Below are 18,009 nucleotides of genomic sequence, written 5' to 3' on the forward strand. Positions count from 1 at the left end.
ACCGGTCCTGAATAGTAAACAGATACCGGAAATTTTTACGGATACCCAATGCGGTTTTGAACGCGCTCCTCCAGCGGCACCCCCCGCCGGGCTTCCGTGAGGTCGAGTTTCCAGCCCCTAAACGCATCGGTTTTGAGAAAACCGTTTTCGATCACCAGCGGACTTTCCAGGTTGTTTTGGTAAAGCTGACCGGTTCCGAGGCCCTGCGGCAGGGGATTTTTAAACTGGGCGGTATACTGCGCGATGGCATTCAGGCCAATGTTGGATTCGAGGGCGGAGGTGATCCACCAGCCAATGCCGAGCAGATTGGCAATTTCGATCCATTGGCTGCAATGGCTAAAACCGCCTAAGAGCGTGGGTTTCAGGATTATAAACTGCGGCTGGAGCTTTTTCAATAGCCGCGTTTTGTCCACGTATTCCATGTGGCCGATCAACTCTTCGTCGAGCGCAATCGGAACCGGCGACTGGCGGCAGAGTTCGGCCAGTTCGGCGTGTTGCCCCGGTTTTATGGGTTGCTCGATAGAGTGCAGGTCGTAAGCCGCCAGCTGGTGGAGTTTTTCCAGGGCTTCTTCGGTTGGAAATGCGCCGTTGGCATCCACCCGAACCGTAATCTGATCGGCGCTAAACCGGGCGCGGATGGATTCGAGCAGGGCACATTCCTGCTGAAAATCGATGGCGCCGATTTTTAATTTGATGGTGGTGTAGCCCGCTTCCAGTTTTTCTTCGATCTGTCGGCGCATGGCGTCCGGTTTTCCCATCCACACCAGCCCATTGATCGGGATGGCCTTTTTTCCGGTGGCAAAATCATTCTCGAAAACCGTCCGCTTGCCGCCGTTGATGTAATCATGCATGGCGGTTTCGAAGCCAAACTGAATGGACGGCAGCTGATCGCTGATGAGTTGCAGCACGATCGGAATGTTCCAGTGAAAAAGCTGGAGGTCCAGTTGATTGAACAGATCGCAGGTGTGACGAAGCTGGTCGGCAAAATCGGGCCGGTCGTCAATGCTCAGACCCCGCAGGGGAGCGCATTCCCCCCAACCCACCACCGTCGGATCCTCGTCGTCGCAAATCCTGACGAAGTAACTATCTTTCTCCGTTAATACTCCCCGCGACGTTCCGGCCTCGAACGCAAAATGCAACGTGTATTTCAGGAAATCGGCCTTGAGACTCATGAGAATGGGAAAGGGACGGGCATTCACCATTAAAAGTAGTAATTTTGGGTGTCACTGAACAGGCTTGTTAAGAAATTATTACGTAAAACTTAGTGTCCGAACGATTGCTTTATCCGTTAAACTGGCTGTATGGGAGAATAACTGATCTTCGTAACTACTTGTACGACAGTCAGATTATTGCAACGTTAAGTCCGCCGATCTATACCATTGGTGTAGGGAACCTCACCGTGGGCGGAACCGGCAAGACCCCGCACGTCGATTATCTGGTGAGCCGGTTGAAAAACACCGGACCCCTGGCGACGCTCAGCCGGGGGTATGGCCGCCGGACGCGCGGGTTTCGGATTGCCACCGCTGCCGACACCGCCGACACCATCGGGGATGAACCCCTGTTGTTATTCCGAAGGCACGGAAAACCGGCGCGGGCCGGGGAGTCTGCCGTGCTGGTGAGTGTGGGCGAAAAACGGGCGGAGGCCATTCCGCAGCTGCTGGCGGCCCGGCCCGACCTGCGCACGGTGGTGCTGGACGATGCCTTTCAGCACCGACCCGTTCGGCCGCACCTGAACCTGCTGCTGACGGACTACAACCGGCTTTTTTATACCGATCAGCCCTTTCCCGGCGGTCGGCTGCGCGAACGGCGGCACGGTGCCCGCCGGGCCGATGCGGTGCTGGTGACGAAATGCCCCGATGCGCTTGGTCCGGCCGAACAAACCGCCATTCGGGAGCAAATCCGGTTGCATAGCCGGGCCGATGTGCCGGTTTTTTTTACGGGTCTGCACTACGGAAAACCGGTTTGTTTCCTGCCGGAAAACGCGCAGCCGGAGCGGCTAAAAACCGTGGTGCTGGTATCGGGCATTGCCCGGCCCGAACCCCTGGAAACATACGTCGAAACCCACTTTTCGCTGGTTCGGCACTGGCGTTTTGCGGATCATTACCGGTATACCCAAGTCGATCTGGCGCGGATTCAAGGCTCAATACCGGAGAAGGGGGCGGTTTTAACGACCGAGAAGGATTTTGTTAAACTGGAGCCGCTGCTGGCGGAAACCGGCGCAGATGCTTCAAATTTTTATTACATCCCGATCGAAGTGAAATTTTTGACCGGCGAAGCGGACTTCAACGCAATCATTGACCAGTTTGAGCCCGCAAAAACCGGGTCTGTTGTTAAAAAAAGCTAATAACCGAAAAAGGATCACCGCGAATCAATAATTTGGCGGAATTTAGAGTTCACAACGTATGAATCGTTTTTTTATCCTGAGTATCTGTTTCCTGTTGGGTTGGGCCCTTCGTCCGGCGAAAGCGCAGTTACCATCCCGGCTGCCGACCTTTCCGCAGGGCGGCAACCGAACCGGCGGCCAGACAACGGCAACGGGCGGGCAGGGGGCCAATGCCGGAGGAGCCCTTCTCGACGATTCGACGAAACTGGTGTACGGACCCACCACCACGCGGTATTTTTTGGAAAGTGACGTGCTCAACAACCGGAAAAAGCTTTTCCCGATCGACACGACGCTGGAAGGAACCCACCGCACCAACTACCTGAGTCGCTACGATTATCTGTATACCGATCTGGGCAATCTGGGCACGGCCCTGCGCCCGGTTTTTTACGAAACGCCCGCTTTTGGTTCCCAGACGGGTTTGAATGCCTACGGACTTTACGGCTATCAGACCCAGAACATCCGGTATTTCGACACGCGCTCACCGTATACCAACATGTACCTGGTGCTGGGCGGTCTGGGCCAGAACATTCTGAATTTCGATTTCGCCCGTAACATCAGTTCGCGTCTGAATGTCGGGTTCAACATCCAGCGGATGACCTCCGACGATCAATACAGTGAAAACCTCAATTCGGTGCAGCGGCTGATCGAAAACTGGAACTTTGTAGCCCACGTTAATTACCGCTCCAAAGACGACAAATACACGCTGCTGGCTCACTACAACAACCTCAATCACCGATCCAAAGACCCGGGCGGAATCATCGAACCGGACAGTTTGACCGACCCTGATCTGCAACTCAGTCCGATTCTGACTGCCGCCAACTCGCACGAGAAACGCAACGAACTTCATGTCTATCAGCAATATGTACTCGATACGGCGTTTCAGGTCTACAACACCCTCGACTTCCGGGCGCAGAGCTACCGCTTTGACGACACCAACCTGGCGAACGGGCTGGATACGATCGCGCAGTTTCCCCGGCCGTTTTATCCGCGCTATTATTTCGATAACCTGGAAACCCGGCAAACCACCCTGTTCCGGTCAATTGACAATCAGTTTGGCCTGAAGGGTCAGTTTTCGATGCGTCGGTCGGCGTTTAATTACCGCGCCTGGCTCCGGACCCGGATTTACGGGGCAACGAATAAATTCAATGCCGGTCCGCTTTTGCCCGATTCGTCCTATAAACAAAACCGGTTTGAGACTTACCTGGGCGGTTGGCTGGGCTATTACTTTCCGGACAGCCTGACGCGGGCCACGGCCGAAATTGAGTACCTACTGGGCCGGGATTTCCGGTTTCAGGGGCGGCTGGAAAGCAAGTTTCTGACGGCGGGTTACGAGAGTGTGTTCACGTCGCCAACGCTGATTCAAAGCCGGTTTATCAGCAATATTTACCAGTGGGACCACACCAACCGGCTGTCGTCGCAGTTCGATCTGCGGGGTACGCAACACGCCTACGGCCAGTTGAACCTGCGCCTGGGCAAGCTAACGCTGAATCCCGGCCTGGATTATTACCTGCTGACCAACTACATTTATTTTGATACGGAGGCCGTGCCGCAGCAGCTTTCGGATGCCTTCAGCATTTTGCGGACGGGTCTGGGTCTGCAGTTTCGGGCCGGCAAGTTTACGGCGGTGGGGCAGGGTTTTTACACGCTGGTATCACGCGATGAGGTGCTGCGGATTCCAAAGCTCTTTGCCAATGCGCGGGCCGAATACAGCTTCCTGCTGTTCAAGAAGTTGTACGTGCTGGCGGGCGTTCAGTTTCACTACAAATCCGCCTATTTCGCCGATCAGTACATGCCGCTCACCCAGCAATACCACCTGCAGAATGATGTGAAGCTGAGCGACTACGTTGTGGCCGAACCGTATGCCAACTTTCGGATCAACCGGGTGCGGCTGTTCGTAAAAATGGCCCACGCCAACCAGGGGCTGTTCGACCGGATTTACTACAGTGCGCCGTATTTCCGAACCATCAATCGTTCGGTTTCTTTTGGTGTGCATTGGTTATTATTTGATTAAATTCGTCCTGTGAAAACCTTACACATCCTCAACGGCGACGCTACGGCCAACGCCTTCGTTGAATCGAACATTGTGCAACCGTCTGATTCATCCGTCGTTGCGATCTGGCGGGAAGCCCTGTCGGAAGGGCCGGTACGGGCCGACGTTGGCACCCTCCAGGAACTTTGGGAAATCCGGCAGGCCTGGCTGCGGGTGTATGCGGATACCGAATCGCCTGCGTATGGGCCGATGGTGGAGCAGGAATTTGAAAAAATAAGCCATCCGGACCAATACGATGAAATTTGCCTTTGGTTCGAACACGATTTGTTCTGCCAGATCAACCTGGTTTTTCTACTGGCCCAACTGGCGCAGCGGCCCTTGGGCACGGTTAAAATCAAACAGGTTTCGGTGGATGCGTTTCCGGGTGAGCCGTTTTTTAAAGGCATGGGGCAACTCCGTGGTGCTCAAATCGCAACCTTGTATTTGCAGGCGGAGGAACTGACCCGGCACGAGCTGGATCTGGCGGTGCGGGTGTGGACCGCCTACGCCGGGAATGATCCGCTGGCCGTTCAAAACCTGCTTCATGCCGATTTTGGCCGACTGCGGTTTTTGAAAAACGCCCTTATTCTGCACTTGCAGCGTTTTCCGTTTACCGACAACAACCTGAATCTGATCGAGCACCTGCTGACGGCCATTCTGATGGAGGGGCCGCTGCCCGAACCGCAGTTGATCGGGCGGTTTTTGCAGCAGGACCGGGTTTTTGGAATCACGGATCTGAGCATTGGCGAAACCATCCGGCAGTTGAACGGGAAAGTCTGGGCCTACACCGACGAGGGCGTGAGCCTGACCGAAGCCGGGGCCGATGTCATTGCCGGACGCCGGACGCTTCACCCGGTGGAACGCTGGCTGGGGGGATTTTACCAGACCGCCGATTCGCCGTACCGCTGGGACCGGGAAGCCGAAAAATTAACGGAACTGTGATTACAACCCTAGGCTTAGAACTTCCTACTGATCCACGCTGGGTCGATATTGCCCGGATGAATCTGGGCGATATTCTGATCGATCACGCGTTCTGCGAACAGAAAGCCGCGTCGTCGTGCATTTCGCTCATTGTGCAGTTTCCCGAACGGGAAAAGCTGGTGGAGGTGCTGACGCCCGTGGTGGCCGAGGAGTGGGGCCATTTTCAGCGGGTTTTGAAAGAACTTCGGAAGCGGAACATTCCGCTGGGAAAACCGCGGAAAGATGAGTACGTCAATCAGTTGCAGCAGATTGTGCGCAAACCGGGCGATCGGAACGAGCAGCTGATGGAAAAACTGCTGCTGAACGCGCTCATTGAAGCCCGGAGCGCCGAGCGGTTTAAGTTGCTGTCCGAAAAGCTGACGGACGAATACCTGCAAAAATTTTACCGCGAACTGATGATTTCGGAAGCGGGGCACTACCGCAACTTCATCGAACTGGCCGAAGAATACGTGCCCAAAGATGCGGTTCGCAAACGGTGGAAAGAACTGCTGGAAGCCGAAGCTGAGATTATGAAAACCCTGGAAGTGCGGGCCGACCGGTTTCACTGATCCGCTGTTATTGCGTAACTAAAAATGTCATTTTTAAGTGAAGTCGCCAGCCATATTTTCCAGCTCCACCAGACGCGGATGGAAAACGTGTGGGTGATCGTGCCGACCCGCCGGGCGGTTTCGGTATTTCAGCAGCACCTGAGTCAGCACGCCGATACGCCTTTTTTATCGCCCCACGTGCTGGCCGTCGATGACTTCATCACGCAGAGCGCCGGGGTGTTGCTGATCGATCCGGTGAGTCTGCTGTTCGAGCTCTACGAAGTGTTCCGGGAAATTGACCCGGCGCTGGAGTTCGGGCGGTTTTTGAACTGGGCGAGCGTGTTGCTCACCGACTTCGACCGAATCGACCAGTACATGATTTCGCCCACGGAGTTGTTTAGTTACATGACAGCCGCCAAAGCCCTCGAACGCTGGAAACTGGACCTGCCCGAGGGCCGCGCGGCCAAATTCGAAACAACGGGCACCCAGCGGTATTTCAAATTGTTCGAAAACCTGCAAACCGCCTACCAGGCCCTGCACGACCGGTTGCTGGCGAAAGGCTGGGCCTACCGGGGCATGGCCTACCGGCTGCTGGCCGATCAGGTGGAGGAGCGGGTGCGGGATAATCCGGCCTACGAGCAGCTCTATTTTGTGGGATTCAATGCCCTGAGCCGCTCCGAGGAGCAGATTGTCCGGACCCTGGTGAAGGCGCAGAAAGCCGAAATGCTCTGGGATACCGACACCTACTACATGCAGTCGAAGCGGCAGGAAGCCGGCAAAATGCTCCGGACCTACAAATCCGCAAGCTGGAGCCACCCCTGGACCTGGGAAAGCCAGCACCTGACCGAAACGCCCAAACACATTCAGGTGATCGGGGTGCCGAACGCCAGCATGCAGGCCAAAGTTGCCAACCAAATCTACCAGCAGGCCAAAACCGGCACGGATGTCAAAACCACCGCCCTGATTCTGGGGGACGAAACCCTGTTGTTACCGGTTTTGTATTCGCTGGGCGGTTCGGTGACGGATCTCAACGTTACGATGGGGCTTTCGTTGCAAAATTCAAACCTGTTTACCCTGGTCGATGCCCTGTTCGAGATGCAGCGGACCGTGGTGGCTTTTCAGAAAAAAGACGGCAGCGGCACCATTCTCATCCCGAAATTTAACCACCGGCACGTCATCAAGCTGCTGAATCACCCGTTTGTGCGGCAGTATGAGCAAATGCAGGGGAAAGCGTCCAGTGGCCTGGCTCCCCGCATCGTCCAGAAAGCCATTCTGACGATTACGACGGATAACCTGGTGTATCTGGACGAAAAGCAGTTGCTCCAGATGGGCGAGGGCAATCCGCTGTTCGAGGTGTTGTTCCGGCGCTGGCCCGACGATAAACCGCTGGTGATCATCCGGCAGTTTTACGTTCTGATCGATCTGTTGAAAAGCGTGTACGCCGAAAAACAGGACGCAATCGAGACGGAGTACCTTTATTTGTTTGAAAACCTGCTGCGGCAACTGGAAACCACGCTTGAACGCGAGGATCGGAACGAGCTGGTGACGATCAAGAGCCTGAAACAGTTTTTATACGAACTCATCCGGCACACCAGCATTCCGTTCGAGAGCGAGGGCGGCAGTGCGTTGCAGGTGATGGGAATGCTCGAAACCCGGGCGCTGGATTTTGACCGGCTGATTATTTTGTCGGCCAACGAAGGAACCCTGCCGCAATCGCGCAAACTCAATTCGCTGATTCCGTTCGATGCCTGCGTGGAGGTGGGCCTGCCGACCTACCAGGATCAGGAGTCGGTGATGTCGTACCATTTTTACCGTCTGCTGCAACGGGCCAGGGAAGTGACCCTGCTGTATGTGACTTCGGCCGACGCCTACGGAACCAGCAAGGGCGAGAAAAGCCGGTTTATCCGCCAGATCGAACACGAACTGGTGCCGGCTGCCAAGGGCAACATCACCCTCAGTTACCCGAGCGTGCGGTTTGGGCAGGTGGCCGATAAAAAACCGGACTTGTTTCCGGTCGATACCCTCGAAATTCCGAAAAGTGAAGCGATTCTGGCCCAGCTCCGCAAAGATCTGGCCGGCCAGTTCAACGCGAACAAAAACCGGGTTTTCGGCGGTTTGTACCCCACGTCCCTGAATAATTTCATGAGCTGTTCCCTCAAGTATTATTTCAGCCGGGTGATCAGTATGGAGGAGGACGAGGAGGTGAACAACGAAATGGACGCGGCCGAATTTGGGCAGTGGATTCACAACACGCTGGAGGTGCTCGACCAGCAGCACCGGATGGTTGGGCAGGAAGTGAACGCCGAAACCGTCGTGGAAACGCTGAAAGTAAAGTACGAAGAACAGTTTGCCAACCGCATGACCGAGTCGGGCATGAACCGCCTGTTGTACCGGGTGGCCGAAGACCTGATGGTGCGCTTCAATGCCCTGCAGATCAAGACCTACGGAGACCGCCTGGAAGTGTTGCAGACGGAAGAGGAGTGGGACACGGAACTGGACGTCGAAACGGCCATTGGCGTGCTGCGCGTCCGGGTCGCCGGAAAAATCGACCGGGTGGAACGGCTGCAACAGCCCGACGGCTCGAAGCTGATTCGGGTGGCGGATTATAAAACCGGAAAAGTGGAAGCCCGGGATGCCGACGTCAAAACGATGGAGATCCTGCTGACCGATTCCCAGAAGGAAAAAGCGCGCCAGTTGTGGCTGTATCAGTACCTGGTTTACAAAAAGATGCTGAAAAACAACGGGCTGCAATTCGGCAATGAATGGATCGACGGAACGAATACGCAGGTGGTGGCCGGTTTTTATTCGTTCCGGAATCTGGAAGGCGGTTTTCTGGAAAACAAGCTCCACCTGGGCACCCCCGAGGAGTTTGTGGCGCAGACAGAACTTCAGCTCCGGAAGCTCATCGCCGATCTGTTCGACCCGAACCAGCCGTTCCAGAAAACCGTAGACAAAAAGATTTGTGAGTGGTGTAATTACCGGAAATTATGCGGCCGCTGAGCGCAGAGCCTTTCTCCCTCCACTTTTCCTCCCTCGCTGCGCTAAAAACTAGCCCCGGTTTTTCTGAAAAGGAGCCGGTTTTTCCTTCGATGTTTCGTTGAGCAGGATGGCCTCCTGCAACACCTCCCGAATCAGGTCTTCGTTGAAATCGTCGGCCCGGACCACTAAGGAGCGGACGGTTCGGCGGCCCCGGTTTTCGAGCAGCTCCTGATGGTTGGCTAATTCGTAGCCCCGCATGAAACAAAGGTCCACGGCAGCCTCCGTCGTTCGGAGCGGATTCAGGTAACAAAGAGGCCCTTTGTGAAAATAAAAAGGCACTCCCCAACTAATTTTTTCCTGAATACGGGGCGAAGCGGCCAGGATTAGGCGACGTAATTGAGTCAATAGGCGATGAATTTCGGGTGTTTGTCGATTTATGTATTCCTCAACTGTCATGGTATGTTATAATGGAGTAATTTCGGTGCTAAGTTAGCTGAAAAATCAGATTCCGACAGTAGCATGCTGTTGGATGTTACTTTCTCAACGGGCGCAATGCCGCGGCCGCTTCAACGACTATTTCTGTGAAAAGGTGGATTGCAATAGGATTGGTGCTGCTGGTTGTTGGCGGCACTATTTATTACAACAAGTTTTATAAACAGCAACCGGGCGGAAATGGTGGCTCCGGCGGTCGGGGTGGCGCTCCGGCGGGCGGACCGGCCGGGCGGGCGGGTGGCCCAACGGCGGTCACCGCGTATGTGGTTGCCGCGCAGAATTTAAAAGATGAGGTCGTTGCCACGGGTTCCCTGCTGGCTTCCGAACAGGTTGATATTTACCCGGAAGTGTCCGGGCGGATCGTTCAGTTAAACATTCAGGAGGGTCGCTCAGTTAGTCAGGGTACCTTGCTGGTGAAGTTATATGACGGTGATTTACAAGCCCAGTTGCTGAAATTGAAAGCCGTCGAGGAAAACAACCGCCGGATTGAAGAACGCAACAAGCAACTGCTCGAACGGGGCGGCATCAGCCAGCAGGAATACGATGTCATTGCGACGAATCTGAAGGGAACGCTGGCCGATGTTGAAGTTACGAAAGCGGCTTTGCGCCGGACCGAAATCCGGGCGCCCTTTTCGGGAACCATCGGTTTACGGAATGTCAGCCTGGGCGCGGTGGTCGGTCCCAATTCGCTGATTGCCCGTTTACAACAGACCAGTTCGATGAAACTGGATTTTTCGGTGCCGGAAAAATACGGCCCGTCGGTCAAGATCGGCAGTACGATCTCGTTCCAGATCGACGGATCGGACAAAACGTTTAACGGCGCCGTGTACGCCATCGAACCCGGGGTGGAAGAAGCCACCCGGAATCTGCGCATTCGGGCGCGGGTGGCCAACAACTCGTCCAACCTGCGGCCCGGAACGTTTGCGAAGGTGAACCTGGTGATCAATACCTCCAATGCGTTGGTGGTGCCGACCCAGTCGGTCATTCCGCAAACGCGGGGAAGCCAGGTGGTTGTCATTAAAAACGGAAAGTCGGTTTTTACCGATGTCAAGATTGGTTTGCGAAATGCCAGTGTGGTGGAAGTAACCCAGGGGTTGCAGCAGGGGGATACGGTGGCTACCACCGGGTTGATTTTCCTCCGGCCCGATTCTCCGGTGAAAGTGACGAAAGTGGACCGCCTGTCGGGTCAGAAGCAGCCTGCCGCCGGGTCGGGAGCAGGCATGAGTGCAAGCATGTAATAATTAGCTAAATCGATGAGTCTACCTTCTTTAAGCCTCCGACGACCGGTTTTTGCCATGGTTATGTCGATCGTGATCATCCTGTTCGGGGTGATTGGCTTTACCTTTTTGGGTGTCCGCGAATACCCGGCCATCGATCCGCCGATTATTTCGGTACGGACCAGCTACGTGGGCGCCAACCCGGAAATTATCGAATCCCAGATTACGGAGCCAATTGAAAAATCGCTCAATAGCATCGAAGGAATTCGGACCATTTCGTCGAACAGCGCCCTCGGAAGCAGCAACATCACAATCGAATTTGAACTGAGCGCCGATCTGGAGCGGGCGGCCAACGACGTCCGCGACAAAGTATCGCAGGCCCAGCGGCAACTTCCGCAGGACATCGACGCGCCACCGGTGGTGAGCAAGGCCGACGCCAACTCCGACCCGATTATTTTCATGCCGATTCAAAGCACGACGCGCAACCCGATGGAGTTGTCGGATTACGCGGAAAACGTGCTTCAGGAGCGCCTGCAAACCATTCCGGGGGTGAGCCAGGTTATGATTTTTGGGCTAAAAAGACCCGCCATGCGGCTTTGGATCGACCCGCATAAACTTTCGGCGTACCGCCTGACGGCGCAGGATATTCAGGATGCCCTGTCCCGCCAGAATGTGGAATTGCCCGGTGGTAAAATCTACGGAAACAATACCGAGCTGACCGTCAAAGCCGCCGGACGTTTATCAACCGAAGAAGATTTTAATAACCTGATTCTGCGCCAGACGGCCAACCAGATCGTCCGGTTCAAGGATGTGGGCTATGCGATTTTAGGGCCGGAGAACGAGGAGTCGGCCGCCAAGCAAAACAACGCTTCCGGAGCCATTCTGGTCATGATTCCGCAGCCGGGGGCCAACTACGTGGCCATTGCGGACGAATTCAACAAGCGTCTGGAAGACATCAAGCGGGATTTGCCGCCGGATATCAAGATCCGGAACGGGATCGACCGGACGATTTTTATCCGCAAATCGATTGAAGAAGTGGGCGAAACCATCATCCTGTCGTTTGTGCTGGTGGTTATCATCATCTACTTGTTCTTCCGCGACTGGCTGATCTCGATTCGCCCGCTGATCGACATTCCGGTTTCGCTGATCGGAACGTTCTTCATCATGTACATTTCCGGATTCAGTATCAACGTACTGACGCTGCTCGGTATCGTACTGGCGACGGGGCTGGTGGTCGATGACGGGATTGTGGTCACCGAGAATATTTTCAAGAAAATTGAGGAGGGCATGGACCTGAAACGGGCCGCCAAGGAAGGCTCGGAAGAGATTTTCTTTGCGGTTATTTCGACCTCGGCCACCCTGGCCATCGTGTTCCTGCCCGTTATCTTCCTGGAAGGATTCACCGGTCGGCTTTTTCGCGAATTTGGGGTGGTCGTAGCCAGTTCCGTGTTGATTTCGGCGTTTGTTTCGCTGACCCTAACGCCGGTTCTTAGCGTGAAACTGGTGAGCAAAGACCACGGCCAGGGCTCGTGGTTTTACAAGAAAACCGAACCCTTCTACCGCTGGCTGGACGATTCCTACCGCTCGGCTCTGACGGATTTTATGAAGCGTCGCCGGTGGGCTTTTCTGATGATTGGGGTTTGTGTGGCCATCATCTTCGGCATTGGTTCGAGCCTGAAATCCGAGCTGGCGCCGATGGAAGACCGCGGCCGGGTTCGGATTCCGATTACCGCGCCGGAAGGAACGAGCTACGAAGCGATGAGCCGGATTTCGGACCGGGTCAACCAGTTTGTGCTCGATTCGGTGCCGGAAATCAATTTTACCTTCAGCGTCATTGCGCCCGGTAATTCGGGAGCGGGCGCGGTCAATTCGGGTTTTGTGGCCCTGAACCTGACCGATTCGCGGGAACGCCAGCGGTCGCAGCAGGAAATTGCCGATTACCTGAGTAAACACCTGAAAGGCTTCACGGAAGCCCGGATGAATGCCACCCAGGAGCAAACCATTCAGGTGGGTCGCGGTGGTGGTGGGGGCGGAGGTGGTCTGCCGGTGCAGTTCGTGATCCAGAACCTGAGCTTCGAAAAACTGCGTCAGGCGCTGCCCAAATTCATGGATGAAGTGCAGAAAGATCCGACGTTTCAGGGCTTCGATGTGGATTTGAAATTCAACAAACCGGAGCTGAACATCACCATTGACCGTGAGAAGGCCACGAGCCTGGGTGTGTCGGTTCAGGATGTGGCGCAAACGCTGCAACTGGCGCTCAGCAACCGGCGGCTGGCCTATTTCCTGATGAACGGGAAGCAGTACCAGGTCATCGGGCAGGTATCGCGCGACGACCGGGACGAACCCGTCGATCTGGCGTCGTTCTACGTAAGGAACAATGTCGGCAATCTGGTTCAGCTGGATAATCTTGTGAAGTTTGCGGAAGTATCGAGTCCTCCGCAGGTCTATCACTACAACCGGTTCAAGGCTGCCACGGTAGCGGCTGGTCTGGCACCGGGCAAAACCATTGGCGATGGCGTCGAAGCCATGCAGGCCATTGCGGCCCGTACGCTCGATGACACGTTCCAGACCGCGCTTTCCGGTTCATCCCGCGACTATGCCGAGAGCTCATCGAATACGCTTTTTGCGTTCGTGCTGGCCCTGGTCCTGATCTACCTGATTCTGGCGGCTCAGTTCGAGAGTTTCACCGATCCGTTCATCATCATGCTGACGGTGCCGCTGGCTATTGCCGGGGCGGTTTTGTCGCTCTGGATGTTTAACCAGACCCTGAATATTTTCTCCCAGATCGGCATTATCATGCTGGTGGGTCTGGTGACGAAAAACGGGATTCTGATTGTGGAGTTTGCGAATGAGAAACGGAAAGAAGGCATGAACAAAGTCGAAGCGGCCATTGAAGCTTCGGCCCTGCGCCTGCGCCCGATCCTGATGACCAGTCTGGTGACAGCTTTCGGGGCGCTGCCGATTGCCCTCGGTCTGGGTGCTGCGGCCAAAAGCCGGATTCCCTTGGGGGTGGTTATCGTCGGTGGAATTATGTTTTCGCTGGTGCTGACGCTCTTCGTCATTCCGGCCATGTACTCGTTTATGTCGCGGTTTAAAGCCGTTGACAACTCGGCCTACGAAGATCATCCGCAACCGCTGCCCGCTCCGGAACAACCCCGAAAACGGAAAAGCGAGGAGCTATACGAAGAAGAAGTTTAAAATAAAAAAACCGGCGACGAGCCGGTTTTTTTATTTTTGCTGGAACGGGTCGTAAAACCGCCTAGACCTGTGGAGCCCGGACGAGTCCGGCTCCCACATCCGAAGGATCAAAACCGGTTTTCAGGCCGGTTTCGGTACCGGAACCGATCAGCCGGGCGGTCAGGGTCAGGGGAGTCAGCAAGCCGGTTTTGGTGATTTTTTCGGCCCACAAAGCCGCCACACCCGCCACGTGCGGAGTTGCCATGCTGGTGCCGCTCATCTGCACAAAACCGCCACCGGGTTTGGCCGACAGAATCTTGACGCCCGGTCCGGAAACGTTGGCGCCGGTATTGGAAAAAGAAGCCACCGTTAAACCCTGCGCACTTTCGCCGAGGGCCGCCACCGAAATAATGCCTTCCGACACGGCGGGCGGACTCACCGAGATTTCAAAATCCGGATTCACGGTCCGCTGGCTTTCGTTACCGGCTGCGGCAATGATGACCGTCGCCTGCGAGAACGATCCCTGGATCCGGATCAAAGCCGCCAGCCGCTCAAAAAGCTGCACATTGGCGCGGTAGCCTTCCAGTGCGTAAGAAGTCGCCAGTTCAGCGGGGTACCCTTCATCGATCAGTTGTTTGACAAAACCGGGGAAGTCCATGCCGAGCGACATCGAAATAACGTTGGCGCCGTTCTGACCCGCCCATTGAATGGCGCTGACGATCTGTTCGCTGGAACCGCCCCCGTTGGTACCCAGTACCTTGCCAATCAGGGCTTTCTGCACACCGGGGGCCACGCCAATCCGGGTGTTGCCGCTGATCCGGCCAAAAATCGTTCCGGCGCAGTGGGTGCCGTGTCCGTGCCCGTCGCCGTTGCCTTCGCCCGTAAAATCCTGCTCGATCACCTGCACCCCGGCAAAAGCCGGATGGGCGGCATCGATGCCCGTATCCAGAACCGCTACGACAACACCGGCTCCCGTAAACGGCGAGGTGTCGGCACCAACCGCTTTGACGCCCCAGGCCACCGTCGGGGCAGAGGGGGTGGCTACGGTTTTCACGTTCAGTGGCTCAACCAGTTTCATCGGAATGGCCGGCGCTACGGCCAGAATTCCGGAATCGCGCGTCAGGGCTGAAATGTGGCGCTTGTCAATTTCGTCGATTTCGATCGACAGACCAGCGGCCACCGATTCGATGGTGCGGGATTGCGAGAGGGCGCCCAGAAAAGGGTCGCGGGTGGTGATTTGCGTAGTTCGGAGAATGATGTGTTTTTGTTTCATTGGGCAAGGGAGTTTGAAGGCCAGGCACCAACCCCACTTTTGGGCAGGTGATCAATCAAAGTTACGAGGATAACCGATTCGGAAACAGCGTATTACTACCCGATTTTCAGACTGCGTAGTTTCTGTAAACGGCACCGGGCCACGCAGTTGAATCCCGATGATTCAATTGCGTGGCCCGGTTTCCTGGGCCTTTTTTAGTGGCTTGCAGGCGTTTTTTTATAGAACTGGGAATAGCGAATATTGAATGGTGAAGAACGAATGATGAACGGTTATTTCGTCCTCCTCAATTCGGTGTCCGTTCTTCAATACTACTTCATCATTCCGAACGAAGCGATTTGACGGGGTTGCTCACGGCGGCCCGGATGGACTGGAAGCTGACCGTGAAAAAGGCAATCAAAACCGCCAGGGAAGCCGCCGTGACAAACGTCCAGATGCTGATGTCGATGCGGTACGGGTAATTTTGCAGCCACTTGTCGATGGTGTAGTAGGCGGCCGGAAAAGCCAGAATAAACGAAAAACTCACCAGTTTAAGGAAATCCGACGAAAGCAGCTGGACAATGCTCGGCACGGATGCACCCAGCACTTTCCGGATGCCGATTTCTTTCGTCCGTCGTTCGGCGGAAAGGGTAGCGAGTCCGAACAACCCGATGCAGGAAATAAAGATGGTCAGAACCGCCCCAAACAGCATGATCTGTTTCCATTTGGCTTCCGATTCGTACCGCTTCCGGTTTTCCTCGTCCAGAAACTGGTACGTATACGGATTGAGCGGAAAGAGTTTGCTGAACGTTTTACCAAGGTTTTCCAGACTGGCGGTTTCGGTCCCCGGCTTGATTTTGACAAAAAACCGGCCATACTTATTGCTGGGGTTCATGGTGAACACCTGCGGCCCGATTTCGTCATTCAGGGAAGCATAGTGGTGATCCCGGACCACGCCGATCACCGTGTATTTGAGGTTTTCGTACCAGAAATCGACGGTCTGTCCAAGTGGTTTTTTCCAGCCGGCCTTTTTCACGAAGCTCTCATTAACCAGCACCGATTGCGTCGAATCGCTCGGAAAGGCGGGGGAAAAATTGCGTCCTTGCAACACCGGAATTTTGAAGAGCGGCAGGTAGGCCGGGTCCACGGTTTCGTAGGTAAACGAAATTTCGGTTCCTCCCCGGATTTTCGCACTGGTGTTCCACCGGCCACCGTTTTTGGGCGCCACCGCCAGAATCGTTGCGGTTTGCTCCAGTTCCGTTCTGAGCAATTGCGCTTCCCGACGGCTCAGATTTTGTTTTTCGATGCTGATTATCTGCTTGTCGTCATAGCCCAAGTCTTTGGTAATAAGGTAGTTGAATTGGGAATAAATGGTCATTGTTCCAATAATCAGGAAAGACGCGATGGCGAACTGAACCACCACCAGCGACTTTTGCAGGTAATTTTTGCCGGAAAGATTAAAGCGGCTGTACAGCGTCTGAATGGGGTTGTAACTGGACAGAACCAGGGCAGGATAAAAACCGGCTAACAACCCGGTTGCCAGAAAAAGACCGATGTAGCCGAGAACCAGCCTGGTATCAAATAAATACGACAGGTCCAGGACTTTATTGGCCAGTTGGTTAAACGTTGGCAGCACCAGTTGCACCAGAATCAGCGCGAACAAAAATGCGCCGAAGCACAGCAATAACGACTCGCCCAGGAACTGCAGCGTCAATTGCGTTCGGCCCCCGCCCACGACTTTCCGAACGCCGATTTCCTTGGCGCGCTTCAACGAACGTGCCACCGTCAGGTTGACAAAATTGATGCAGGCAATCAGCAGAATGAACAGCGCAATGCCCGACAAAATGTACGAAAACATCAGATTGCTCGAATTGGCCAGGCCATTGTCGGCCGGTAAGTCCTGGCTCAGGTGCATTTCCGTAAACGGCTGAAGCAGGTACTCTTTCCGGTTTTTGAATCCGTATTTTTCGGCAACCTCCTGAATGGCTTCCTTCGCGTCCTCCTGGTAAATGCGGTTCATCTTCGCTTCAACCATCGTCCGATTCGCATTCGGAACCAGCACGACGAAGGTGTTCAGAAACGTATTGAACCAGTTCTGATTCCGTTCCATGTCCTCCTTTTTGGCCACAAACGGCACCAGAATGTCAAACTTGATGGACGAGTTCTGGGGCGACTTTTTGGCGACCCCGGTAACCGTGTAAGGTTCAAACTGGCTGTCTTTTCCGTACGACTCTTTGAGGAGAATGATTTTGCCCAGCGCGTCGGTGGTCCCGAACTGTTTTTCGGCCATCTCTTCGGAAAGGACCACCGATCTGGGTTGGCGCAGCGCGATTCGGGGGTTGCCGCTCCGCAACGGGAAGGAAAAAACCGTAAAGAAGCTCGTATCGGCCCGAAAAACCGGTTCACTCTTGATCTCCGTTCCTTTTTTTGTGTCATACCGGGTTTCGTGAAACCGCACGTAGGACCGGATTTCGGGCACCCCGGCCCCGAATTTTGGCCCTTGCAGAAAACCGGTATTGCCCTGCACACCATCACGTTTTCCGGCGGGCGTAATGAATTGGTTTGTAATCCGGTAGATATTCGGATTGTTGGCGTGAAACTGGTCGTAACTGACCTCATCCTTGGCGTACAGAATAATGAGCATGGCCGCGGCCAGCCCAATGCTCAAGCCGATGATATTGATGATCGAATAGGCCTTGTTGTGGGCCAGCGTCCGAAAGGCGATGGTGAGGTAGCTGCGTAACATGCTGGACGTGAATAAAGGTGGAGCGGGATAGTGGGACGGTTTTCGCTTGAAAAAATACGGGTTCAGGTAATTCAGGACGGCCCAGACGAATTGCCGACGGGCTTTCGGCAACCCGTGCTGTTCGAGTTGTTTATAAAAGACTTCGTGCAAATCCCCCTGCACATCTTCCCGAAGGTGGGGAGCCACGAAGAGTTCCAGCAGGCGGTCGGCCCAGCGGGGCGGTTTCATA

The 18,009-nt window shown here is 54.9% G+C and carries 11 protein-coding genes; 7 read left to right on the forward strand and 4 right to left on the reverse strand.

Going from position 1 to position 18,009, the window contains the following annotated elements; all coding sequences use genetic code 11:
* Window positions 1–35 precede the first annotated feature (35 nt).
* Window positions 36–1,172, reverse strand: a complete 1,137-nt coding sequence (gene menC, locus ACYVHX_RS28790) for an o-succinylbenzoate synthase (RefSeq protein ID WP_460675179.1) — start codon at window positions 1,170–1,172, stop codon at window positions 36–38.
* 92 nt (window positions 1,173–1,264) lie between these two features.
* Here menC and lpxK point away from each other — a divergent pair, with 92 nt between their 5' ends.
* From lpxK to ACYVHX_RS28815, 5 genes are read left to right on the forward strand one after another with little or no spacing between them, the layout of a single operon-like run.
* Window positions 1,265–2,344, forward strand: a complete 1,080-nt coding sequence (gene lpxK / locus ACYVHX_RS28795) for a tetraacyldisaccharide 4'-kinase (protein ID WP_460675180.1) — start codon at window positions 1,265–1,267, stop codon at window positions 2,342–2,344.
* A 58-nt stretch (window positions 2,345–2,402) separates the two neighbouring features.
* Complete coding sequence (locus ACYVHX_RS28800; protein ID WP_460675181.1) at window positions 2,403–4,394, forward strand: putative porin; 1,992 nt, start codon at window positions 2,403–2,405, stop codon at window positions 4,392–4,394.
* Window positions 4,395–4,403: 9 nt separating this feature from the next.
* Window positions 4,404–5,354, forward strand: a complete 951-nt coding sequence (locus ACYVHX_RS28805) for a DUF1835 domain-containing protein (RefSeq protein ID WP_460675182.1) — start codon at window positions 4,404–4,406, stop codon at window positions 5,352–5,354.
* Window positions 5,351–5,941, forward strand: a complete 591-nt coding sequence (locus tag ACYVHX_RS28810) for a MiaE family protein (protein ID WP_460675183.1) — start codon at window positions 5,351–5,353, stop codon at window positions 5,939–5,941. Before ACYVHX_RS28805 ends, ACYVHX_RS28810 begins: the two co-directional genes overlap by 4 nt.
* A gap of 24 nt (window positions 5,942–5,965) precedes the next feature.
* Entirely contained in the window at window positions 5,966–8,920 is a 2,955-nt protein-coding gene (locus tag ACYVHX_RS28815) for a PD-(D/E)XK nuclease family protein (protein ID WP_460675184.1), read from the forward strand.
* Between the two features lie 48 nt (window positions 8,921–8,968).
* Here the strand turns inward: ACYVHX_RS28815 and ACYVHX_RS28820 are convergent, their stop codons facing one another.
* On the reverse strand, window positions 8,969–9,304 hold the full coding sequence (locus ACYVHX_RS28820; RefSeq protein ID WP_460675185.1) for a DUF1801 domain-containing protein: 336 nt from the start codon (window positions 9,302–9,304) through the stop codon (window positions 8,969–8,971).
* Window positions 9,305–9,480: 176 nt separating this feature from the next.
* Between ACYVHX_RS28820 and ACYVHX_RS28825 the strand changes: the two genes are divergently transcribed.
* Window positions 9,481–10,629, forward strand: a complete 1,149-nt coding sequence (locus tag ACYVHX_RS28825) for an efflux RND transporter periplasmic adaptor subunit (protein WP_460675186.1) — start codon at window positions 9,481–9,483, stop codon at window positions 10,627–10,629.
* A 15-nt stretch (window positions 10,630–10,644) separates the two neighbouring features.
* Window positions 10,645–13,806: an efflux RND transporter permease subunit gene (locus ACYVHX_RS28830; RefSeq protein ID WP_460675187.1), complete on the forward strand. Its 3,162-nt coding sequence runs from the start codon at window positions 10,645–10,647 to the stop codon at window positions 13,804–13,806.
* A gap of 61 nt (window positions 13,807–13,867) precedes the next feature.
* Here ACYVHX_RS28830 and ACYVHX_RS28835 read toward each other — a convergent pair whose 3' ends face one another.
* Both ACYVHX_RS28835 and ACYVHX_RS28840 read right to left on the reverse strand, forming a co-directional pair.
* On the reverse strand, window positions 13,868–15,058 hold the full coding sequence (locus ACYVHX_RS28835) for a S8 family peptidase (RefSeq protein ID WP_460675188.1): 1,191 nt from the start codon (window positions 15,056–15,058) through the stop codon (window positions 13,868–13,870).
* Between the two features lie 316 nt (window positions 15,059–15,374).
* On the reverse strand, window positions 15,375–18,008 hold the full coding sequence (locus tag ACYVHX_RS28840) for an ABC transporter permease (RefSeq protein WP_460675189.1): 2,634 nt from the start codon (window positions 18,006–18,008) through the stop codon (window positions 15,375–15,377).
* Between the last annotated feature and the right edge of the window lies 1 nt (window position 18,009).

Source organism: Larkinella ripae, assembly GCF_054780775.1.